Consider the following 21,277-nt stretch of genomic DNA (forward strand, 5'->3'; position numbering starts at 1 on the left):
TTTTGGTTGCGACCATAAATTTAAACAAAAAAGTGCTTGTTTAAAATTAACAAGCACTTTTTAAGATTTCAGGCGTGACGCTGCAAAAGACTACGGTAAGCTTTTTGATTTTGTTAAACCAATTTATTTTTCACTAAATATTCTGCGATTTGTACTGTGTTTGTTGCGGCACCTTTGCGCAGGTTATCACTAACTATCCACATATTAATTGTGTTTTCTTGAGATAAATCACGTCTAATACGACCAACAAAAACATCGTCTTTGCCATTAGCATATAGAGGCATTGGGTAGGTGTTAACATCTGTATTGTCTTGCACAACTACACCGTCTGTTTGGCTTAGCAATTCTCTAACTTCTGTTAGATCAAAATCATTTTCAAAAGCAATATTTACAGATTCGCTATGTCCTCCAGCAGTCGGTATTCTTACAGCGGTTGCAGTAACAGCGATTGTTTTGTCGTTTAGTATTTTTTGAGTTTCGTTAACTAATTTTAATTCTTCTTTTGTGTAACCGTTGTCTTCAAAGACATCACAATGTGGAATTGCATTTTTAAATATAGGATAAGGGTAGGCCATTTCTCCTTTAATTCCAGCTAATTCATTTTCTAATTGTTGCACAGCTTTTACACCTGTTCCAGAAATAGATTGGTAAGTTGAAACAACAATACGTTTGATTTTGTATTTTTTATGAAGCGGTGCCAGGCACATTACCATTTGTATGGTAGAGCAATTTGGGTTAGCTATAATTTTATCGTCTTTTGTTAATTGGTCAGCATTAATTTCTGGTACGACTAATTTTTTGCTTTGATCCATTCTCCAGGCAGAAGAATTATCGATAACCGTTGTGCCAACTTCTGCAAATTTAGGAGCCCATTCTAATGAGGTGTTTCCTCCAGCGGAAAATAAAGCAATATCCGGTTTAGCATTTACGGCATCTTGTAAGCTTACAATCGTGTAATCTTTACCATTAAATGAGATTGATTTACCTACAGAACGTTCTGATGCTACAGGAATAAATTCTGAAATAGGAAATTGTCTTTCTTCTAATACTTTACGCATCACTTCTCCAACCATTCCAGTTGCTCCAACTAAAGCTATTTTCATAATAAATACTTATTAAATTAAGTGATAAAATTAGGGTATTTGAGTAAAGAACTAATATAAAAAGTATTAATTTTTTCGTAAAAATTTGGCATAAAAAAACCGATTTTAAATTTAAAATCGGTTTTTGATGATAATAACAGAATTTAGATTACTTTTTTAAAGCGTCTCTGATTTCCATTAATAATTGATTATCAGATGGTCCTGCAGGTGCAGCAGCCTCAACTGGTTTTTTAGTTTTGTTATATGCTTTTACAATTAAGAACATTACAAAACCAACAACTAGTAAGCTTATGATTGTGTCGATCCACGCACCATATTCTACAGCAGCAACACCTGCTTCTTTAGCGGCAGCAACAGTGGCAAAGACTTGGTCTCCAGGTGTCCAAAATTGGTCAGAGAAACTTGCTCCACCAGTGACTAAACCAATAAGAGGCATAGCTATTTTAGAAACGAAACCATTTATAACTGCTCCAAGAGCTCCAGCCATAATTACAGCAACTGCAAAATCAATTACGTTACCTGTCATAATAAAATTCTTAAATTCTTTAAGCATAATCTTTCTATTTTAAATGTTAGTTTGTATTAATAACTACTAATTTAGTTAAAATTTTAACAAAAAACAGAAAATTAAAGTCTATTGACTATTAAATTATCGACAAATTACACGTTTTATCCGTTGAGATACAGCGGTAAGTAGTTCATATGAGATTGAGTTTACATTTTCAGCTAAAGCTTCAGCGGTGTGATTTGGGTCAAAAATAATGACTTCGTCGCCTTCTTGGCAGTCAATATTGGTCACGTCAACCATAATCATGTCCATACAGACGTTTCCTAAAATGTATGCGTTTTGGTTGTTTATGGTTACAAAACCATGGCCATTACCATATTGTCTTTTAATACCATCGGCATGACCAATTGGTAATGTCGCTGTTATGATATCTTTTTTAGTGATGTAACCTCTATTGTATCCTAAGCTTTCTCCTTTTTTTAAATGATGAATTTGAGAGATAATAGTTTTTAAAGTGGCTATTGGTTGTAAGTGTTTATTAAATTTTGGGTCGTTTCCAAAACCGTATAATCCTATACCGCTTCTGATCATATCAAAATGTGCTTGAGGATAATTTAGTAGTCCTGAAGTATTACATAAATGAAGGAATGGTTTATAATTTAAGTAAGTATATACTTTTTTATAAATTGTATTGAAACATTCTATTTGCTTTAAGGTGAAATCTGGATGGTCCAGTTCTTCGCTTTCTGCTAAGTGAGAAAACAGACTTTGTACTTTTAGGGCTTCGGATTTAGATAGTGTTTCTGCAATTTCGGGAATATCTTCTGCTACAAAACCTAGTCTATTTAGTCCTGTATTAAATTTTAAATGAACAGGATAGTTGTATTGCTTATGTGCTTCAGCGGAAGCGATAAAAAGATTTAACAGACGCTTGGAGTATAAACTAGGCTCCAAGCAGCGTTCTATAATTGTATCAAAACTAACAGGTAGTGGGTGTAATACTAAGATAGGAGTGGTTACACCTGCGTCACGCAGTGCAACACCTTCATAAGTATACGCGACCGCAAAGTAATCAATATCTAATGTTTCAAGATATTTAGCAACCTCTTCAGCATCGCTACCGTAAGCAAATGCTTTTACGACAGCTAGAAATTTTGTGTTTCCGGAGAGTTTAGATTTTAAATACTCAAAATTATGTTTTAAGGCATTTAAATCTATTTCTAAAACAGTTTCTTGAGCCTTATTAATCATTGCTGGCATTCAGTTTTTGATCAACTTCTTCGGCATCTTGCACTTTAATGTCTTTGATTTTTTCGCGCATAGTCGCTTTATAATATGCAGCTCTGCTTAATGGCTCATATTCTTCTGTTTCACCCAATAATACAAGGTTATCATTTGCAGATTTTCTAAAACTATATTGTGCTAGGTTTCCTGTTCTCGTGCAGACAGCATGTACTTTTGTGACATACTCGGCAGTTGCCATTAAATTAGGCATTGGACCAAAAGGGTTTCCTTTAAAATCCATATCTAATCCGGCAACAATAACACGAATACCTTTGTTAGCTAAGTCGTTACACACTCTGACAATCTCGTCATCAAAAAATTGTGCTTCGTCAATACCAACCACATCACAACCGTCTGCTAATATTGGAATATTTGCGGCTGCGGGTACGGGAGTCGATCTGATTTCGTTAGAATCGTGAGACACAACCATCTCTTCGTCATAACGTGTGTCAATAGCTGGTTTAAAGATTTCAACTTTTTGTTTAGCAAATTGGGCACGTTTAAGCCTACGGATTAACTCTTCTGTTTTACCAGAAAACATTGATCCACAGATGACTTCAATCCATCCAAATTGTTCTTTTTGATTTACTGTATTTTCGAGAAACATTTTGTAAATTTAGCGCTAAAACGTAATGTGTTTACGTTTTATATAAAGGTGGGTCAAATTTATTAAAAATCAAAAGGCTAACTTGCAATAAATTCAAAAATTATAAAAAAAAAATAAAACCATGAAGAAGAAATTAGAATCAGAATTAATGAGTATAGCCCATAGGATTCTAAAGCTAGGTGGTAAAGAGGATGTTAACCAAATGCATGCAGAAGTTGCTGCTTTGTATGAAAAGCTAACGGTTTTAAAGTTTGCAAGCGAAAATCTGGATGATGCTTTACCAACCATAGGTAATGACTCTTCGTTTTTTGATATGTTAGACTCTGCTTTTAATAATAAAATAAGTGATAATATAGAAGTAGATAATAAAACTTATATTAATCTTGATGATGAGGAAGATGATGGCATAATGGAGCCATTAATGGAGAAAATTAAGGATATAGTTGCTCAAATGCCGGATGAAACACATCAAGTTGATGAGTTGATTGCCTCTGTTATTCCTGAGCAAGACTACAATAAAAATGATTTTGAAAACATTACGGCTGGTTTTGATGACATTCCTGTTTTTGAACCTGTGTCAATGTCTGAAGCCAATGAGAAAAAGAGTTTGAACGATAAGTTAAAATCGGGTTTAAATATTGGGCTTAATGATAAGTTAGCCTTTATTAAACACTTGTTTGGTGGAGAGGCTGATGATTATAATAGAGTATTATCACAATTAAACACCTCATCTTCTTTAGATGAAGCAAGTCATTTAATTAATAATGTCGTTAAACCGGAGTATAATAATTGGCAAGGAAAGGAAGAGTATGAAATCCGTTTTATGGCAATTATTGGGACTAGATTTGAGTAGCTTAAATAGTAATATCTCCCTAAATAATTTAATAACAACACAATAATTACATGAAACAAACATCTATAAAAAACATATTATATTGGGTTAGTACTATTTTGGTTTGTGCCATGTTTTTGTATTCGGCTCAAATGTATTTTTTTAATACAGCAATGATAGAAGGTTATTTTAAAAGCTTAAACTATCCAGCTTACATTGTAATTCCTTTGGCTATTATTAAAGTCCTTGGAGTGATAATGATTTTGTGGCGTAAAAGTGCTTGGCTAACAGAATGGGCCTATGCAGGCTTCTTCTTTGATGTGATATTAGCTACGGTTGCGCATTATGATGCCGGACATGGTCTTTTTGGAATGTCTTTTTATACTATTTTTATAGTGTTAGTGTCTTACTTCTTGGGTAAAGGTGTGCGTCAAAAAAATAAATTAGTAATATAATTAAAGACGCTTTTAGGTTTATAACAATCATAAATTTGTAAAGTAATAATAGAGCACCGAATAGATTTTAAATTTCGGGTTCTTATTGAGTTAAAATATGAGTAAATTATATATAGTTCCAACGCCAATTGGAAACCTTAAAGACATGACATTTAGAGCTGTTGAAGTTTTAAAGGACGTCGATTTAATTTTAGCAGAAGACACACGTACCTCTGGGAAGTTGTTAAAACATTACGAGATCGGTACGCAAATGCAAAGCCATCATATGCATAATGAGCATAAGACGGTGGGTAATTTGGTGCAAAAATTAAAAGGTGGAATAACCATTGCGTTAATTAGTGATGCCGGTACACCAGCTATTTCTGATCCAGGTTTTTTATTAACTAGAGCTTGTATAGAGCATAATATTGAGGTGGACTGCTTGCCAGGAGCAACTGCTTTTGTGCCTGCATTAGTAAATAGTGGTTTCCCAAATGATAAATTTATTTTTGAAGGTTTTTTGCCAGTAAAAAAGGGGCGTCAAACAAGATTAAAATTATTAGCTGAAGAGACTAGAACCATCATTTTTTATGAAAGTCCACACAAGCTAATCAAAACATTAGGTCATTTTTGTGAGTATTTTGGAGAAGATAGACCTGTCTCTGTGTCTAGAGAATTAACTAAATTATACGAAGAAACGATTCGCGGAACCGCAAAAGAGGTTTTAGAGCATTACACCAACAAGCCACCTAAAGGCGAAATTGTTATTGTGGTAGGCGGGAAAAGTAAATAGAACTAATACATAACGATGACTATTACAACGTTTAAATTAAAATTAAAAAACACACCAAGTACAATCGCTTTCGCGGAAACTATGCAAGTAGTGGACACGTATTTTGATTTTACACCATCAGCTTTTACAAATGGTTTGTTGCAAAATGCTGAAGGAGAAAATTCGGGATCATGTAAAGTATTTGCTTTTGCAAAAGCAGAAGCTTTATCCAAAACCGAAACGCTGGCCTGTTTTGGACAGTATTATTTTGATGAGGTTTTAAACGATCCCAATGGAACAGGTCATCAAAATATCAGAAACTTTATTAATACCGGTTTTGAAGGTTTAAGTTTTAATCAATACCCGTTAGCTAAAAAATAAGTCTATAACAATTAGTGGAAAAGCTTCTAGGTAAAATATCGCAATGCTCTATTTGTAAAGCGCACTTGCCATTAGGTCCACGTCCGGTTGTAACAGCTCATAAAGATTCTAAAATTATTATTATTGGTCAAGCGCCAGGCACTAAAGTCCATAATTCTGGAATCCCTTGGGATGATCAAAGCGGTAAAAAGTTAAGGCAATGGTTAGGGGTAAGTGATGCGGATTTTTATGACCCTAAAAATTTTGCCATTATGCCTATGGGGTTTTGTTATCCTGGCAAAGGTAAAGCGGGAGATTTGCCACCAAGAAAAGAATGTGCTCCAGAGTGGCATGAGGCACTACTAAAACAGCTGCCAAAAGTAGAGTTGGTGATACTTATCGGTGCCTATGCGCAAAAGTATTATTTAAAAGATAAAGCAAAACGTACGTTGACAGAAACCGTTGGCGATTATAAAGCTTACTTGCCAAAATACTTTCCTGTACCGCATCCATCGCCCACCAATCGTTTTTGGCGTAGTAAAAACCCTTGGTTTGAGTTAACTATTGTACCAGAATTGCAGCAGGTTGTAAAGCAAATTTTAAAATAAAAAACCTCACTATTTCTAGTAAGGTTTTTGATCTATAATAACTATAAATAAGCTTTAATTACACGTGTTTTCCAACTTCAAAACCATGTTTACCTAAGTATTGGTTTCCGCTATCAATAGCATCTTCTTCTAAAGTTGTTCCCATACTATCATTCCATCTGTTTAGGTATCCAAACAAAGAGATTACACCAAGCATTTCTACAATTTCGCCTTCGTCCCAATGTTCGTGTAAACGCGCTTTAATGTCGCCATCAACAGCATTCGGTACTTGACTAGCAGCTAAACTAAAGTCTAAAGCAGCACGCTCTGCGGCGTTAAAAGCAGCATGTGTGCGGTATTCCCATATGTTATCTAATTGCTCTTGCTCTGCGCCATAACGCTCAGCAGCTCTAATGGCATGCGCTTGACAATATCTGCAACCTGTAGCATTACTGCTTACCCATGCAATCATTCGTTTTAAAGCTGAGGTTACACGACCTTCATTAGCCATAACCGCTTTGTTTAAATTGATAAAGGCTTTGCTAATAGCGGGTCTACGTTGCATGGTTAAAACCGAATTTGGACAAAATCCAAGGGTCTCGTTAAAGAATGTTGCCAGTTCTTTAGTTTCTAAATCGTGATCTGCTGTTAAAGGTGTTATTAAAGGCATTGTTTTTTGTTTTTAAGTAGTATTTTTGATTGATATCAATAAACGAAAAAATATTCAATTATGTCGCATAAAATTACAACCAATTGGAAAGGAAACATGTTATTCGATTCTGATAACCCAAGTGGTCACCATGTTTTAATGGATACAGATGTAGAAGGTAAAGCGCGTGAAGGATTGTCTCCTAAAGCCTTAATGTTGTCATCCTTAGCGGGTTGTTCTGGGTTAGACGTTGTGTCTATTTTAGATAAAATGAAAATTAATAGCTATGATTTAAAAATGGAAGTTGAAGGTTTGTTAACTGACGAGCATCCTAAATATTATCATACCGTAATTTTAGATTATCATTTTACTGGTGACGATTTAAACGAAGAAAAAATAAATAGAGCAGTACAATTATCAGTTGAAAAATACTGTGGTGTTATGGAGATGTTTAGACGATTTGCGGAAGTTAAAACTAATGTGCATTTTCATAATAAGTAATCGTATTTACTTAGAAAAGAGTTTAATTTTTATTCTAAATTCATTACATGCGCTGGACCTTAAAACCAAAACCTAATCCTGAAACTGTTAAATCTTTAGCAGATAGTTTGCAAATTGATGCACCCATTGCATCTCTTTTAGTGCAGCGAGGTATTGAAAATTTTGAGGATGCTAAATCTTTTTTTAGACCTAGCTTAGACCATTTACATGATCCGTATCTAATGAAGGATATGGATAAGGCTGTGGTGAGAATAGAGCACGCTATTGCTAATGATGAAAATATATTGGTATATGGCGATTATGATGTCGATGGTACGACCTCAGTTGCGTTAATGTCATCGTATTTAAAAACAAAAACACCTTTAGTTGCGACTTATATTCCTGATAGGTATGGCGAAGGTTATGGCGTCTCTTATCAAGGAATTGACTTTGCGGAGGACAATGATTTTGGTCTTATTATAGCATTAGATTGTGGAGTAAAGGCGGTAGATAAAGTCGTTTATGCGAAAGAAAAAAACATAGATTTTATAATTTGTGATCACCACAGACCGGGTGCTATTGTACCAGATGCGGTGGCGGTTTTGGACCCTAAGCAAGCCGATTGTAATTACCCTTATAAAGAGTTATGTGGTTGTGGTGTTGGATTTAAATTAATCCAAGCCTTAGCGGGAAAAGATGGTCAAACTATTGCTGATTTACTTCCGTATTTAGATTTAGTAGCGACTGCAATTGGTGCAGATATTGTTCCCATTACTGGGGAAAATAGGATTTTAGCTTATCATGGTTTAAAAGTGGTCAATCAAAAATCTAGAGCTGGATTTAGAGCGATTATCAATCAGCTTAAAAAAGACACGTTAACTATTACAGATGTTGTGTTTACTATTGCGCCACGTATTAATGCGGCAGGACGCATGAAACATGGGCAATATGCGGTAGACTTATTAACGGAAGTCGATTTTGCTACAGCCGTGACCTATGCTGAAGAAATTGAAGAATTTAATTCTGACCGACGTGAAACGGATAAAACAATTACAATTGAAGCGTTAGCGCAAATCATAGAAAACAAAGAAGAACAAAGACTTACCTCCGTAGTGTATCAAGAAGATTGGCACAAAGGGGTTATTGGGATTGTCGCTTCAAGATTAATAGAGACGTATTACAGACCAACATTGGTGTTTACTAAAAGTGGAGACAAATTAGCTGCGTCTGCCAGATCTGTTTCTGGGTTTGATGTCTATAACGCTTTGGAGGCTTGTAGTGCCCATATCGAACAGTTTGGAGGGCATATGTATGCGGCAGGTTTAACGCTTAAAGAAGAAAACTACGAAGCTTTTAAACAAGCGTTTGAAGATGAGGTTTCTAAAACCATAGATAAAAATTTACTAACACCAGAAATTAAAATTGATACCACTTTAGAACTGAGTGCAATTGACGATAAATTTTGGCGTATTGTTAAACAGTTTGCGCCTTTTGGACCAGGAAATATGACGCCTATTTTTATGACCGAAGCGTTGAAAGATACGGGTTATGGAAAATGTGTTGGAGAGGATGATAAACATATTAGATGCACAGTGACCCAATCTGGTAGAGAAAAATTTGTGTGCATTGGTTTTAATTTAGGTGATAAATTAAATCTTATAAAAAACAGAAAACGTTTTAAAGCAGTCTATTCTGTGGATGAAAACCATTGGCAAGGCAATGTGTCTTTACAACTAAAATTAAGAGATTTAAAGGAGTAATATGGCTAAAAATGATCCATATGCAGCACTAAGAATAAGAGAGTTTAATATCTTTTTATTGCTACGATTTGCTTTAGTTTTTGGTTGGTCCATGCAATTTATTGTAATTGAATGGGAAGTCTACACATTGACAAAAGATCCTTTGTATTTGGGGTTAATTGGACTGATGGAAATTATTCCAGCATTTTCTATGGCTTTATTTGCGGGACATATTGTGGACCAAAAAGAAAAACGAAATCTTTTAGCGCTATGTATTGCAGCGTTTTCGTTAATTAGTTTGGGCTTGTTTTTATTGACTTGGGACAAAATTGTAGCCAACTGGGAAACGAATACCATTTTGTATTGTATTTATGCGTTGGTCTTTTTTGGTGGTTTTTTACGTTCGTTTTTTGGCCCGACTATTTTTTCTTTAATAGCTTTATTGGTACCAAAAAAGATTTATCCTAATGCAGCGACTTGGAGTAGTAGTACCTGGAAAGCAGCAACCGTTTTAGGAGCGTTATTTGGCGGTTTTTTTATAGGTTGGATTGGTGTTGCCAGTACGCTGTGTATTGTGTTTGTATTGGTGGCTTTGGCTTTTGTTATTACTTTTCAGATAGAAAAGAAGCCTATTTTAAATCCTAAGATTGGCGAGTCTGTAAAGGACAGTCTAAAAGTTGGACTTCAGTTTGTGTTTAATAATAAAGCTATTTTAGGGGCTTTATCTTTAGATATGATTGCGGTTTTATTTGGTGGTGCAGTCGCTTTATTGTCTGTTTTTGCACAGGATATTTTACACGTTGGACCTAATGGTTTTGGTGTGCTTAACGCGTCCGTATCCATAGGTAGTATTTTAACGATGTTTATAACTACCTATTTGCCTGTTAGCAAAAACGCTGGAAAAAAATTACTGATTTCTATATTTGGATTTGGAATTTGTATTATCATTTTTGGAATGTCAGAATTATTCTGGGTTAGCGTCTTAGCTTTGTTCTTTTCGGGTGTAACGGATGGTGTATCCATGGTGATACGTCAAACCATATTACAATTAAAAACGCCTGATCACATGCGTGGACGTGTAGCCTCTGTAAACAGTATGTTTGTGGGATCGTCTAATGAGCTTGGTGCTTTTGAAAGTGGTATTGCTGCCAAGTATTTGGGTGGTGCTGCTAGAGCTGTGATTTTTGGAGGTGTCATGACGTTGTTAACCGTAGTTGCTATTGGTGCAAAAAATAAAACCTTGAGAAACTTAGATTTAACTAAGGATATTGAGGATCATGAAAAAGAAGAGGAGTAGACCTATTTGTTTTTAGATTATCTTTGTTGTTCCTTTAAACAACATCTCTAAATGAAAAAATTACTTATCGCTATAATTGTAATTATCATTTCAATTTTTGCGTACAATCAATACAAAACGTATCAGCGTTTTAATCCTGAAAACACAAATTATAACGTCAGTCAAATGATTGATATTGATTATTATGATCAAGAGGTTGTGTTTGGTTACCATGACGCTATTCAAAGTTTGAATGCTTATATTACTATGCAATGGAGTGCTAATGGTATTGATGTTATTAGTCCCGAAAATGAGGAAGCAGAAACAGTTCTAGCTGTTGATAGTTATGCTAATAAAAGGGCTAAGGTTAAATTCTATGAAGTTAAATTAGAACAGTCCAAACGACTAAAAGATAAAGGGTTCTCTAATAAAGGCGTTCAACTTTTTGAAAATACAGGCTTAACAGAAGAAGCCTATAATAAACAATTAGAAGCGGATAAGTTTCGAGACAGATTATTGTCAGAATTACCTAGGGCCTACTTACGGTCTGGGGAGAAAAGTGCTTTTATTTATGAGGTGCAAAAATTGTTAGTAAAAAAAGGTTACGATATACCTTTGGATGGTGTGTATAAATCTATAACAGAAAAAGCAATTTTAGATTTTGAAACTAAAGCTAACTTATTTGTGGATGGCAATATTGATCAATTAACTCTAGAGGCTTTACTAGATTAAATCAACTTTTTTTAATTGAAAGTGTTGATTTTGTATCTATTTAATTGTATTCCTTTAACGCCATGTTTTCGCCATCAAAAACCCCATAAGTAAAGTACTGTATCCAATCGCCTAGATTAACGTATTTAGAATCATTACCAAGGTCTATATTTAAAGGTAAGTGTCTGTGCCCAAAGACAAAATAATCGCGATGTTTAGTCTCTAATTTGCGTTTGCAGTATTGCACTAGCCACTCTTTATCGTCTCCTAAAAATTTAGCATCATCGTCTCCAGAGATCATTTTGTTTTTAACGGACATGTATTGTCCTAAACGCAAGGCAAAATCGGGGTGTAATAAACGTTGAAATAACCATTTAGCAACAGGATTGGTAAACACTTTTTTCATGCGTTTATACCCTTTGTCTTCTGGTCCTAAACCGTCTCCGTGCCCTATAAAAAAGGTTTTATTGTTAAAGGTGAATTCTTTTGGTTTGTGGTAAACTGGGATGTTTAATTCTTCTTCAAAATAGCCATCCATCCATAAATCATGGTTACCTACAAAGTAATAGATTGGGATTCCGGAGTCACTAATTTCGGCAAGTTTACCTAATGTTCTTGTAAATCCTTTTGGTATCACACGTTTGTATTCCATCCAAAAATCAAACATATCTCCTAATAAGAAAATAGCTGCTGCATCTTCTTTTACCATGTCTAACCAGGCGACAAACTTTTTTTCGCGTGGTAAGGATAGCTCTTTTGTTGGTGCGCCTAAATGATTGTCTGAGGCGAAATATATTTTTTTTCCTTTTGGAATTTGCATACTGTATAAAGGTACTTAATTCTTGATAATGCCTATCGTTAACGGATAAGCGCGTTAGTGATTGAACGGTCTGTCTGAGCTCCTCGCAGAGAGCGAGTAGTGAAAGCACGACCCTTGTGGTAACGCCCATATTATTTATCCATTATCGCTAGCATACCATTGGGCATAACTGGTTGCGGTTTCGGATAGTTTTAGGGAGTGTAATTTGATTGCGTTTGGTAAGCGGTTTTTTATTTTTTGTGCAAAATCAATCACCATCATTTCGCTGGTTGGCTGATAATCTACCAGTAACACATTGTGGTCTCTGTCTTTTAGCTCTTTGGCAAGCTCGACGTGTGGTGTGTTTTTGTTAAATACTGTGGCGTGATCAAAGACGTCTACAATTTCTTCTTTTACTATTTTTTTAAGATCTGTAAAATCTATAACCATCCCGAATTTTGCGTTATCGGAGTCAGAGATTGGTGTCCCGATTACGGTAACGTCTAATTTGTAACTGTGTCCGTGTACATTTTTACACTTTCCGTCATAACCATAAAGTGCGTGTCCTGTCTCAAAAGTGAATTGTTTTGTAATACGAATATTGCTCATTAACCAAGTATTTAGTTTGCAAAGATATTGAATTTGTAAAAGCGAACGGTTAATAGGTTACATTTGCTCACTTTTTTAAATATAAATAGACTATGAGTCAGCTTTTTGAAGCTTTAGATTTTGTTGAAAATCCGCTTTATGAGCAAATCATAGATGCTATTGGCAAACAGAAATACGCGATTGTTGACGATTTTTTCTCTGTTGAAGAGGTTGATGTGTTAAGAGCCTCTATACTTGAAAAACATGAAGAAGATGCTTTTAAGAAGTCTGCTATTGGTAATAAGTTTGACGAGCTTATCGTTAAAACTATTAGAGGTGACGTGATTTTATGGATTGAAGAGGCTAAATCTAATTATGCTGAGTCTTTATTTTTTAATAAGATTAATGACTTGGTTGGCTACTTAAATAAAACGTGTTTTTTGGGGATTTTACATAAGGAGTTTCATTATGCTATTTATCCTAAAGCGACGTTTTATAAGCGCCATTTAGATACCTTTAAAAACGACGATAGACGTAAGCTGTCTTTTGTGTGTTATTTAAATCACGAAGATTGGCAACCAGAAAATGGTGGCGAATTGGTATTGTATTTAGATGATAATGGGCAGGAGGTAGAGAAGGTTGTGTATCCTTTTCCGGGTCGTGTGGTGATTTTTGAGAGTCAAATTTTAGAACACGAAGTCAAACCAGTAAATACTAAAAGATTAAGTATTACTGGTTGGCTAAAAACACGCTAATTATCTGCGGTTGCGAAACTTGTTGTAGAAGTATGCTAGTATTACAAATAATGCTAATAGGGGGAAAAGTAAATTGCTCATAATATTATTGATCTTTATTTCTGTTTTTATTATATAAGTAAAGTAATGTGGCTAAGATTATTAAAACAAGTACAGGAAGATAAGTCGCTATGAGTATGCCTGTTTGGTAATTTTCATTGGGTGCACTTTTAAGTTTTTCTTCTATTGTGACTTGCAGTAAGCTTAAAAACATAAGATAGTATTAGGGTGTAAAGTTAATTGTTTTGTGCAAGAGGGGAAAATTGTTTTCTAAATTTTATAATTAACGGAAAACCACGCGCTATAATCCAAAAGGTGAAGGCTATAAATATGCCGTATAGTTTAAGATTAAAATGGTCTGCGATAAAAAGTACAGGTAAAAAGACAAAAATAGTGGATAGTAGTAATAAGTTGCGAAGGTCTTTCATTTTTCCTAAACCTTTAAACATACCGTCAAAGATAAAAGCTATGGCACATAGGGGCTGCATGGCTAAAACAATCCAGAAAATGTTGTAAAATTCTTTTAAAACCTCTCGTTTTTGCGTGAAAATATGCCCGATGGGATAATAAAATATGCCGCCTAGGACAGCAATTAATATCCCTAAGGCTACGCCATATTTTATTAGTCTTTCACTTAGTTTAAGTAGTGCTTTATAGTTTTTATTACCTAATAGTTTTCCAGATAATATGTTTCCGGCACTGGCATATCCATCAATTATAAATGCGCCTAAAAACCATAAATTTATGGCGATAGTGTAGGCTGCGATGTAATTTTTACCGTAACCTGTAGCATATTTTGTTGCAAAATATAAGGTGATGTTTAAAGCTAACGTGCGCACAAAAAGGTTTAAAATCATTATCGTAAAATTACCAATCTGTTTGTTTAAAGGCAGTGTAATACGAAGTGGGATAGTGGTTTTGGTTAATAATAAGTAAGCGGATATTATAGCCATTATTATTTGAGCAATAACACTGGCGTATGCTGCGCCTTTAATATGCATGGGATCTATTATTCCTTCGATACCATAAACAAAAGCAAAGTCTAATAGTACATTTAATCCTGCTCCTATAATTGCAATTATCATAGGGTAGAATGTGTTTTGGAGTCCTCTAAAAGTTCCAAATACGGCAATTACAAATAAGGTGAACGGAAATCCAAAGACTCTGATTTTATAATAATCGATACTGTAATCTAAAATTAAATCGGAGGCGTTATAAAGTGTAAATATCTGGGAAGCAAATGGGTAGGTGGTTGCAATAATAACTAAGCTTAGTGAGGTAATTAACAAGATGGCTTGGGCGGGTAAATCTTTAACTTTGTCTAAACTGTTTGCGCCAACATGTTGTGAGATTATTGACGAGATAGCACTGCGCGTTTGTCCTAAAACCCAAATTAGCATGGATAAAAAAGTGGTGACTATTCCAATTGCGGCTAAAGCTTCTGTTGGGTTAATTTGTACATTTCCAACGACTGCGGCATCTGTTAAAGATAGAATGGGTTCTGATATTCCTGCTATTAAGGCGGGAATGGCTAGTTTATTTATATGTTTTAAACTAATAGAAGTACTCAAAATAGATCTTAGGATTGGTTTTGTAAAGGTCGTAAAAGATAATGGAAGTTTTTGTGAATAAAAATCTGTATTTTTGATTTCTAAATTTACTATATATGAAATCTATTTTAGTTCCTGTTGGGTCTTCAAAAAACGCACAAAGTCATTTGCAATACGCAGTAGATTTTGCTGAGGCTTTTGGGGCAAAGATTTATGTGATACAAATTTATAATGTATACACGATGTCAGGTACTATGATTAAAGTAGATGAAATTTTGGAACGTGAAAGTTTGGATTTTTTAAACCATCATGTATCTAAGGTAAATACCAAAAATGTAGAGGTTATTAAAAAAGCCTTTAAAGGTAAATTGGTCGAGACCATAGATTTGGTATCTAGAGATTTAGATATTGATTTAATTTTATTGGAACCAAGAGTAAACTCCAAAAAGAAGGATGTTTACCTAGGGAAGACGTCCGGGAAAATTATAAAACAAACTAATATTCCTGCTTTGATTGTTCCTGAAGGTTTTGTTTATAAGCCTATTAATTCTGTTTTATTTGCTCTTAAGTCGGCAGTAATAAATAAAACGGACGCATTAGAACCATTAATGAATTTAAAAAGCCATTTTAATGCCACATTAAACTTATTGTTGGTTAAAACGCCTTTTCATTCTCAAAAGGATTTTAAAATTGGGGATGATTTAAAATCAGAAATAACGTCTATTAAAGAGACTGAGAATGCAACGACATTTCAGGGGGTTTTAGAACATTATAAAGAGTTTAATCCAGACATGCTATGTGTTGTAAGGCGTAAAAGAGGTTTTTTTACAAAAATGTGGGAGAAAAATAGTATTCTTAAAAAGGAGTTTTATGTCTCTAATTTTCCCGTATTAGTGCTTAGTGGATTAAAATAATATTTGGGGCATTAGCTCAGTTGGCTAGAGCGTTTGGCTGGCAGCCAAGAGGTCAAGGGTTCGACTCCCTTATGCTCCACTTTTTTTAATATACTTTATTTTGATAGTTGTTGCAGTCTGAAGTTGTTTTGGTAGTTTGTCTAAAAATCCATTTAACACACCTATGTAAATTTAGGCTATTCAAACAATAACAAGAAGTTGAGTGCATTAATATATTTGCTAATACAGCAGTCTCTTTTAATGATAAAATTGGTTTAGAAATCACTAGTTTTAGTACTGGAATAGCGAATTTATCTTTAGACTAATTAAGGTTGTTGAAGATTAATTTTGCAATGTATTTACAAAACTTAATTATAATTGAGGTAATATCTAAACTTCTCAATTTATTACTACATTTAATTTAAGGTTAATGTTTTTTATTACATTTAGTTTTCCTATTACAAATTAAACAAGCTGGTCAATACTGTATTTGTTGACTTAAGATATGGCACAACAATCAACGGTATTAAATTTTAAATATATAAAGATGAAATTTTTTTTAATTTTAAGTCTGTTGTCTTGCAGTGCTTTAGCTCAAACCGGAATAGTTAGTTACAAAGTAAAAAGATATAAAAAACCAGAGAAACAACACGAACTTGTAGTTGAGGTAAATAAAGAATATGATTTAATGAGTTTCACTTTAAGTTATAACAAAGAATTTTCTCACTTTAAACAAGACAAGAGCATCCCGTTAAATTCTTTAAATCACTTGATAGCTTCTGCTACAGTGCGCTACATGGGTCCTTGGTTTCAATATCCAATTCAAAAAGAATCTATTATTATTTCTAAAGTGCAAGCAGAGGATTATCAAATAGTTCACGATAAAATGAATCTAGAAAATTGGGAATTAACAAATGAAACTAAAACTATTGATGGTTATGAATGTTACAAAGCAACCAGAAGCCAGTTAAATGATAGGACACTAGAGTTTTATACTTTGGTAGCCTGGTATACACCAGATGTTTCTGTGCCCTACGGTCCTATTGGAGAAGGTTATTTGCCAGGATTAATTTTGCAACTTATTGTTGCTGATAGTTATGAATATACAGTGCAAGAAATGACATTAAACCCTAAAAAAGTTGACATCCCAAAACTTAAAGTAGCAGAACGTGTAACACCAAAAGAATTTGCACTTAAAATACGTAAGTTGAGAAAGGTTACTGAAGATTAATTTTGCAATGTATTTACAAAACTTAATTATAATCGAGTTAATATCTAAACTTTTACAATAAGAAACTAAACTTCTCAATTTATTACTACATTTAATTTAAGGTTAATGTTTTTTATTACATTTAGTCTTCCTATGGGTAATTACAAGTTAAACAACCTGGTCAATACTGTATTTGTTGACTTAAGATATGGCATAACAATCAACGGTATTAAATTTTAAATATATAAAGATGAAATTTTTTTTAATTTTAAGTCTGTTGTCTTGCAGTGCTTTAGCTCAAACGGGAATAATTAGTTATAAAGTAAAAAGATATAAAAAACCAGAGAAACAACACGAACTTATAGTTGAGGTAAACAAAGAATTAGATTTAATGAGTTTTACTTTAAGTTATAATAAAGAGTTCTCTTACTTTAAACAAGACAAGAGTATCCCGTTAAATTCTTTAAATCACTTGATGGCTTCTGCTACAGTGGGCTACATTGGTCCTTGGTTTCAATATCCAATTCAAAAAGAATCTATTATTATTTCTAAAGTGCAAGCAGATGATTATCAAATAGTTCACGATAAAATGAATCTAGCAGATTGGGAATTAACAAATCAAACTAAAACTATTGATGGTTATGAATGTTACAAAGCAACCAGAAACCAGTTAAATGAGAGGACACTAGAGTTTTATACTTTTGTAGCCTGGTATACACCAGATGTTTCTGTGCCCTACGGTCCTATTGGAGAAGGTTATTTGCCAGGATTAATTTTGCAACTTATTGTTGCTGATAGTTATGAATATACAGTGCAAGAAATGACATTAAACCCTAAAAAAGTTGACATCCCAAAACTTAAAGAAGCAGAACGTGTAACACCAAAAGAATTTGCACTTAAATTACGTAAGTTGAGAAAGGTTACTGAAGATTAATTTATATGAAGATTATTTCTTTAATTATTATAATTTTTACAATATCATATAGTAGTTATGGCCAGGTAACCATTTCAGGAAAGTTAAGCAGTGCTTCAGGTGTTTTGCCAGATGTTCATATTATTGCAAAACCCATAACAGAAGGCGCTAAGTTTTCTTATACGGTTTCTAATACAAAAGGAGAGTATAGTTTACAGCTAACACCTAATGCTAGTTATAAATTTACATTAAGTTTTATTGGGTTTATTACCTTAAAACAAGAAGTGGTTATAATAGAAGAAAATAGTGTACAAAACTTTGTTTTACAAGTAGATCCTAATCAATTAGAAGAAATAGTTATAAACTATAAAGAGCCTGTTATAGTTAAAAAAGATACCACAACGTATAGAGCAGATGCTTTTACTAACGGTAAAGAACGTAAACTGCGTCAAGTACTTAAAAAATTACCAGGTGTTGACGTTGATAGAAAAGGAAATGTAACCGTAAAAGGTAAGAAAGTAACAACTGTATTAGTAGACAATAAAACCTTTTTTACAGGAGATAGTAAATTAGCGGTTAACAACATACCTGCAGATGTAATTTATGAAATACAGGTTATAGAAGATTATCATGAAAGTGATTTGTTAAAAGGCTTTGAGGAATCTAAAGAAGTAGCTTTAAATATAAGCCTTAAAAAGGATAAAAAGGAATTTATTTTTGGCGATTTAGAAGCTGGTAGCGATACAAAAGATAGATATGTGTTTCATCCCACAGTATTTAAATACTCACCTAAAATAAATTATAATTTTATAGGTGATATTAATAATGTGGGTAAAAAATCGTTTACGTTAAAAGATTATATTAATTACGAAGGCGGTTTTGATGTAGGCGATTTTTCATCTTTTTACACCTCTCCTATATTGCGTTTACTAGTTGATGATAATTTCTATAATAATAAACACCTATTTGGTGGTTTAAATGTTCAAATTAATACAAATAAAAAAAACGAGTGGAGTGCATTTGTAATTGGTGTAGGTGACCATTCAGAGTCTCAAATTAACCAATCTCAAAATTATTTAGGGACCGCTGTAAATGAGGACAGAGAAACGCTTGGAAGCCTAAAGCAAAACATGTTATTAGGTAAAATTCAATTAAAATCTAGACCTAACGAAACGACTCGAATTAAATTTGAAAATAGAATAGAGCTTTCATCTGCTAATAATTTTAATCAAACCAATAGCGACATTACCTCTCGGAATATAAATTATGCAACAAATGATAGTATCGATAATTTTACTTATAAATCTAATTTTAGAATAGAAAAACAGTTTTCGAAATTTCACACGTCTCAAGCTAAATTTAATGTGTTGTTTTCAAAAAATAATGAAGAACAATACTGGAGTAGTGATGAAAATATTTTTTCCAATGCTTTAGCTATCGAAGACAGTGACATTATAAAGGTTTATCAACAATCATCTTTAGAAACATTTAAAATTAATAGTTTTTTTAAACATTTTTGGATTATAAACCCTAAAAATCATTTGTTTTTAAGCTTTAAAAACGAATTGTTTATAAATAATTTTCAGTCAAATTTATACCAATTTAACCCGAATGGAGTTTCTGAATTTATAGATTTTGAAAATAAAAATTATAATAAAGAAGTTTTTACAGCTTTTACTACAGAATATAAACGTTTGATTGGTAATGCTTTTTTAACACTTAAGTTGGAGTATTTAAATTATAATAGGTTTAATAATCAGTTTGCTTTGGAGAACAATAAAAACCATAAAATACTTTTACCAAACTTAACTATAGATTGGGATATTACAGCAAATAAACAACTTAGTTTTAATTATAGCTTATCAAATAAGCAACCAACTTATACACTGTTAAGTACCGCAAAGCAACTAACAAGTTTTAATGCTATTTATGCAGGACAGTTAGGTTTAAATGATAGCTATTATCATGATTTAAGAGTATCGTTTAGAAAAACTCAAACTTATGGCTGGAGTTTTTATCCTACACTAAGGTATAAGATAATTAAAGATAAAATTAAAAACCTCTCTATTTTAAATAATGGTATTTACACTTCAAATACGCCTGTTAATTTAACTAATCCAGAGAAAGAATTTTCTGCAGATGTAAGATTATATTATAATTATAAATATTGGAAAGCCTGGTTAAGCACCAATTTTAGCAATAATAATTATATAAGTATATTAAATGAGTTAGAAACAAAAGCTACAAATAATAGGTATACAGGTAGAGCATCGTTTAGGTCTGTTTATATAAATGGTCCTAATGTGGATGCTACTATAAGTCATACTTATAGTGATAACAAAACGACGTTATTTGAGAGTGTTTCTAATAATACAAAAATAGATTTAGCTATAGATTATGAGATGGGTAATTGGACTTTTTTGACAGAAAACATATATGATTATTATACTAATAAAGCATCAAATACAAATAATTCATTTAATCAAATTAACGCTTCTGTTTTTTATCAAAAAGAAGATAGTGCTTGGGGCTTCGAAATTAAGGCAAACAATATAAGTGATAGTAGGGTTAAAATAAACTCTAGTTTAACAGATGTTTTATTTAATGAGACTAGAACGTATGTTTTCCCAAGAACAATACTGGGTAAAATAACTTATAAATTATAAAAAATGTTGAAAAATTTTGTAGTAATACTATTAATTACAACTTTAGTGTCTTGTGCTGGATCTAAACCTGTCGTTAAAAACGAAAATAAAATAGTAACAGGCATTATTGATAAAAGTGTATTAGAAGCACTACCCTATAAAAACTGGTTTAGCCCTAAATATGAAAGAGTAACCTTTAGTGAAGTGGTTGTTTTAAACATTAAAAAGCATATTAAAGATGTGAAAATTAAGGCATTTATGGGGGTTTGGTGTGGAGATAGTAAACGAGAACTACCAGTTTTTTATAAACTGTTAAAGGAAGTCGATTTTGATGAGAGTAATTTAGAAATGATAGCAGTAAACCATAATAAAAAGGCTAAGGGATTAACAAAAGGCTATAATATTATTAAGGTTCCAACTTTTATTTTTTATAGAGACAATAAAGAATTAGGACGTTTTGTTGAGTATCCTATGGAAAGCCTTGAAGAGGATATTTTTAAAATTATATCAGGGAAAACGTACAAACATTTTTATGAGGATTAG

The 21,277-nt window shown here is 33.0% G+C and carries 23 protein-coding genes and 1 tRNA gene; 16 read left to right on the forward strand and 8 right to left on the reverse strand.

Going from position 1 to position 21,277, the window contains the following annotated elements; genetic code table 11:
* Nucleotides 1-113: 113 nt before the first annotated feature.
* From E9099_RS07585 to E9099_RS07600, 4 genes are all read right to left on the reverse strand, one after another.
* The gene (locus E9099_RS07585) at nucleotides 114-1,103 is read right to left on the reverse strand and encodes an aspartate-semialdehyde dehydrogenase (RefSeq protein ID WP_136583066.1); all 990 of its coding nucleotides are present in this window, start codon (nucleotides 1,101-1,103) and stop codon (nucleotides 114-116) included.
* Nucleotides 1,104-1,251: 148 nt separating this feature from the next.
* Complete coding sequence (gene mscL, locus E9099_RS07590; RefSeq protein WP_101015674.1) at nucleotides 1,252-1,656, reverse strand: large conductance mechanosensitive channel protein MscL; 405 nt, start codon at nucleotides 1,654-1,656, stop codon at nucleotides 1,252-1,254.
* 96 nt (nucleotides 1,657-1,752) lie between these two features.
* Nucleotides 1,753-2,859, reverse strand: a complete 1,107-nt coding sequence (alr, locus tag E9099_RS07595; protein WP_136585156.1) for an alanine racemase — start codon at nucleotides 2,857-2,859, stop codon at nucleotides 1,753-1,755.
* Complete coding sequence (locus E9099_RS07600; RefSeq protein ID WP_136583067.1) at nucleotides 2,855-3,502, reverse strand: thymidine kinase; 648 nt, start codon at nucleotides 3,500-3,502, stop codon at nucleotides 2,855-2,857. Before E9099_RS07600 ends, alr begins: the two co-directional genes overlap by 5 nt.
* A gap of 121 nt (nucleotides 3,503-3,623) precedes the next feature.
* Between E9099_RS07600 and E9099_RS07605 the strand changes: the two genes are divergently transcribed.
* The 5 genes from E9099_RS07605 (at nucleotide 3,624) to E9099_RS07625 (ending at nucleotide 6,508) form a co-directional block, all read left to right on the forward strand.
* Complete coding sequence (locus E9099_RS07605; protein WP_136583068.1) at nucleotides 3,624-4,355, forward strand: hypothetical protein; 732 nt, start codon at nucleotides 3,624-3,626, stop codon at nucleotides 4,353-4,355.
* Nucleotides 4,356-4,405: 50 nt separating this feature from the next.
* Nucleotides 4,406-4,789, forward strand: a complete 384-nt coding sequence (locus E9099_RS07610) for a DoxX family protein (RefSeq protein ID WP_136583069.1) — start codon at nucleotides 4,406-4,408, stop codon at nucleotides 4,787-4,789.
* 97 nt (nucleotides 4,790-4,886) lie between these two features.
* Complete coding sequence (rsmI, locus tag E9099_RS07615) at nucleotides 4,887-5,561, forward strand: 16S rRNA (cytidine(1402)-2'-O)-methyltransferase (protein WP_136583070.1); 675 nt, start codon at nucleotides 4,887-4,889, stop codon at nucleotides 5,559-5,561.
* Nucleotides 5,562-5,576: 15 nt separating this feature from the next.
* Nucleotides 5,577-5,921: a HopJ type III effector protein gene (locus E9099_RS07620; RefSeq protein WP_136583071.1), complete on the forward strand. Its 345-nt coding sequence runs from the start codon at nucleotides 5,577-5,579 to the stop codon at nucleotides 5,919-5,921.
* A gap of 14 nt (nucleotides 5,922-5,935) precedes the next feature.
* Nucleotides 5,936-6,508 carry a uracil-DNA glycosylase family protein gene (locus E9099_RS07625; RefSeq protein ID WP_136583072.1) on the forward strand — a complete coding sequence of 191 codons (573 nt, stop codon included), beginning with the start codon at nucleotides 5,936-5,938 and terminating at the stop codon, nucleotides 6,506-6,508.
* A gap of 58 nt (nucleotides 6,509-6,566) precedes the next feature.
* Here the strand turns inward: E9099_RS07625 and E9099_RS07630 are convergent, their stop codons facing one another.
* Nucleotides 6,567-7,157, reverse strand: coding sequence for a carboxymuconolactone decarboxylase family protein (locus E9099_RS07630; RefSeq protein ID WP_136583073.1), 591 nt, complete (start codon nucleotides 7,155-7,157; stop codon nucleotides 6,567-6,569).
* A gap of 60 nt (nucleotides 7,158-7,217) precedes the next feature.
* On the opposite strand from E9099_RS07630, the gene E9099_RS07635 reads away from it, so the two are divergent.
* The 4 genes from E9099_RS07635 to E9099_RS07650 are packed head-to-tail and all read left to right on the forward strand — an operon-like array spanning nucleotide 7,218 to nucleotide 11,363.
* Nucleotides 7,218-7,637: an OsmC family protein gene (locus E9099_RS07635; RefSeq protein ID WP_101015663.1), complete on the forward strand. Its 420-nt coding sequence runs from the start codon at nucleotides 7,218-7,220 to the stop codon at nucleotides 7,635-7,637.
* 47 nt (nucleotides 7,638-7,684) lie between these two features.
* Nucleotides 7,685-9,376, forward strand: a complete 1,692-nt coding sequence (gene recJ, locus E9099_RS07640) for a single-stranded-DNA-specific exonuclease RecJ (protein ID WP_136583074.1) — start codon at nucleotides 7,685-7,687, stop codon at nucleotides 9,374-9,376.
* Nucleotide 9,377: 1 nt separating this feature from the next.
* Entirely contained in the window at nucleotides 9,378-10,652 is a 1,275-nt protein-coding gene (locus E9099_RS07645; RefSeq protein ID WP_136583075.1) for an MFS transporter, read from the forward strand.
* A gap of 51 nt (nucleotides 10,653-10,703) precedes the next feature.
* Nucleotides 10,704-11,363 carry a peptidoglycan-binding domain-containing protein gene (locus E9099_RS07650; protein ID WP_136583076.1) on the forward strand — a complete coding sequence of 220 codons (660 nt, stop codon included), beginning with the start codon at nucleotides 10,704-10,706 and terminating at the stop codon, nucleotides 11,361-11,363.
* A 40-nt stretch (nucleotides 11,364-11,403) separates the two neighbouring features.
* Here E9099_RS07650 and E9099_RS07655 read toward each other — a convergent pair whose 3' ends face one another.
* Both E9099_RS07655 and E9099_RS07660 read right to left on the reverse strand, forming a co-directional pair.
* On the reverse strand, nucleotides 11,404-12,162 hold the full coding sequence (locus E9099_RS07655; RefSeq protein ID WP_136583077.1) for a UDP-2,3-diacylglucosamine diphosphatase: 759 nt from the start codon (nucleotides 12,160-12,162) through the stop codon (nucleotides 11,404-11,406).
* Nucleotides 12,163-12,297: 135 nt separating this feature from the next.
* On the reverse strand, nucleotides 12,298-12,750 hold the full coding sequence (locus tag E9099_RS07660) for a 6-pyruvoyl trahydropterin synthase family protein (RefSeq protein WP_090836912.1): 453 nt from the start codon (nucleotides 12,748-12,750) through the stop codon (nucleotides 12,298-12,300).
* Between the two features lie 92 nt (nucleotides 12,751-12,842).
* On the opposite strand from E9099_RS07660, the gene E9099_RS07665 reads away from it, so the two are divergent.
* Complete coding sequence (locus E9099_RS07665; RefSeq protein WP_136583078.1) at nucleotides 12,843-13,484, forward strand: 2OG-Fe(II) oxygenase; 642 nt, start codon at nucleotides 12,843-12,845, stop codon at nucleotides 13,482-13,484.
* Between the two features lie 275 nt (nucleotides 13,485-13,759).
* On the opposite strand, the gene E9099_RS07670 is transcribed toward E9099_RS07665, so the two are convergent.
* Nucleotides 13,760-15,094, reverse strand: a complete 1,335-nt coding sequence (locus tag E9099_RS07670) for an MATE family efflux transporter (protein ID WP_136583079.1) — start codon at nucleotides 15,092-15,094, stop codon at nucleotides 13,760-13,762.
* Nucleotides 15,095-15,189: 95 nt separating this feature from the next.
* On the opposite strand from E9099_RS07670, the gene E9099_RS07675 reads away from it, so the two are divergent.
* From E9099_RS07675 to E9099_RS07700, 6 genes are all read left to right on the forward strand, one after another.
* Complete coding sequence (locus E9099_RS07675) at nucleotides 15,190-15,987, forward strand: universal stress protein (RefSeq protein ID WP_136583080.1); 798 nt, start codon at nucleotides 15,190-15,192, stop codon at nucleotides 15,985-15,987.
* 5 nt (nucleotides 15,988-15,992) lie between these two features.
* Nucleotides 15,993-16,066: transfer RNA gene (locus tag E9099_RS07680), tRNA-Ala, on the forward strand.
* A 447-nt stretch (nucleotides 16,067-16,513) separates the two neighbouring features.
* Complete coding sequence (locus tag E9099_RS07685) at nucleotides 16,514-17,197, forward strand: GLPGLI family protein (protein WP_168800727.1); 684 nt, start codon at nucleotides 16,514-16,516, stop codon at nucleotides 17,195-17,197.
* Nucleotides 17,198-17,426: 229 nt separating this feature from the next.
* Entirely contained in the window at nucleotides 17,427-18,110 is a 684-nt protein-coding gene (locus E9099_RS07690; RefSeq protein WP_136583082.1) for a GLPGLI family protein, read from the forward strand.
* A 5-nt stretch (nucleotides 18,111-18,115) separates the two neighbouring features.
* On the forward strand, nucleotides 18,116-20,755 hold the full coding sequence (locus tag E9099_RS07695) for a TonB-dependent receptor (protein WP_136583083.1): 2,640 nt from the start codon (nucleotides 18,116-18,118) through the stop codon (nucleotides 20,753-20,755).
* Between the two features lie 3 nt (nucleotides 20,756-20,758).
* Nucleotides 20,759-21,277: a thioredoxin family protein gene (locus tag E9099_RS07700; RefSeq protein ID WP_136583084.1), complete on the forward strand. Its 519-nt coding sequence runs from the start codon at nucleotides 20,759-20,761 to the stop codon at nucleotides 21,275-21,277.

The organism is Psychroserpens sp. NJDZ02, from assembly GCF_004843725.1.
Lineage (GTDB): Bacteria > Bacteroidota > Bacteroidia > Flavobacteriales > Flavobacteriaceae > Olleya.

Bases quoted from the DNA above. Each gene is read 5' to 3' on its own strand.
- E9099_RS07695 (WP_136583083.1), top strand. From the start codon at position 18,116: ATGAAGATTATTTCTTTAATTATTATAATTTTTACAATATCATATAGT.
- E9099_RS07655 (WP_136583077.1), bottom strand. From the start codon at position 12,162: ATGCAAATTCCAAAAGGAAAAAAAATATATTTCGCCTCAGACAATCAT.
- E9099_RS07675 (WP_136583080.1), top strand. From the start codon at position 15,190: ATGAAATCTATTTTAGTTCCTGTTGGGTCTTCAAAAAACGCACAAAGT.
- E9099_RS07700 (WP_136583084.1), top strand. From the start codon at position 20,759: ATGTTGAAAAATTTTGTAGTAATACTATTAATTACAACTTTAGTGTCT.
- E9099_RS07645 (WP_136583075.1), top strand. From the start codon at position 9,378: ATGGCTAAAAATGATCCATATGCAGCACTAAGAATAAGAGAGTTTAAT.
- E9099_RS07665 (WP_136583078.1), top strand. From the start codon at position 12,843: ATGAGTCAGCTTTTTGAAGCTTTAGATTTTGTTGAAAATCCGCTTTAT.
- recJ (WP_136583074.1), top strand. From the start codon at position 7,685: ATGCGCTGGACCTTAAAACCAAAACCTAATCCTGAAACTGTTAAATCT.
- E9099_RS07610 (WP_136583069.1), top strand. From the start codon at position 4,406: ATGAAACAAACATCTATAAAAAACATATTATATTGGGTTAGTACTATT.
- E9099_RS07620 (WP_136583071.1), top strand. From the start codon at position 5,577: ATGACTATTACAACGTTTAAATTAAAATTAAAAAACACACCAAGTACA.
- E9099_RS07605 (WP_136583068.1), top strand. From the start codon at position 3,624: ATGAAGAAGAAATTAGAATCAGAATTAATGAGTATAGCCCATAGGATT.
- E9099_RS07685 (WP_168800727.1), top strand. From the start codon at position 16,514: ATGAAATTTTTTTTAATTTTAAGTCTGTTGTCTTGCAGTGCTTTAGCT.
- E9099_RS07585 (WP_136583066.1), bottom strand. From the start codon at position 1,103: ATGAAAATAGCTTTAGTTGGAGCAACTGGAATGGTTGGAGAAGTGATG.
- E9099_RS07650 (WP_136583076.1), top strand. From the start codon at position 10,704: ATGAAAAAATTACTTATCGCTATAATTGTAATTATCATTTCAATTTTT.
- mscL (WP_101015674.1), bottom strand. From the start codon at position 1,656: ATGCTTAAAGAATTTAAGAATTTTATTATGACAGGTAACGTAATTGAT.
- E9099_RS07600 (WP_136583067.1), bottom strand. From the start codon at position 3,502: ATGTTTCTCGAAAATACAGTAAATCAAAAAGAACAATTTGGATGGATT.
- E9099_RS07660 (WP_090836912.1), bottom strand. From the start codon at position 12,750: ATGAGCAATATTCGTATTACAAAACAATTCACTTTTGAGACAGGACAC.
- rsmI (WP_136583070.1), top strand. From the start codon at position 4,887: ATGAGTAAATTATATATAGTTCCAACGCCAATTGGAAACCTTAAAGAC.
- E9099_RS07635 (WP_101015663.1), top strand. From the start codon at position 7,218: ATGTCGCATAAAATTACAACCAATTGGAAAGGAAACATGTTATTCGAT.
- E9099_RS07690 (WP_136583082.1), top strand. From the start codon at position 17,427: ATGAAATTTTTTTTAATTTTAAGTCTGTTGTCTTGCAGTGCTTTAGCT.
- E9099_RS07630 (WP_136583073.1), bottom strand. From the start codon at position 7,157: ATGCCTTTAATAACACCTTTAACAGCAGATCACGATTTAGAAACTAAA.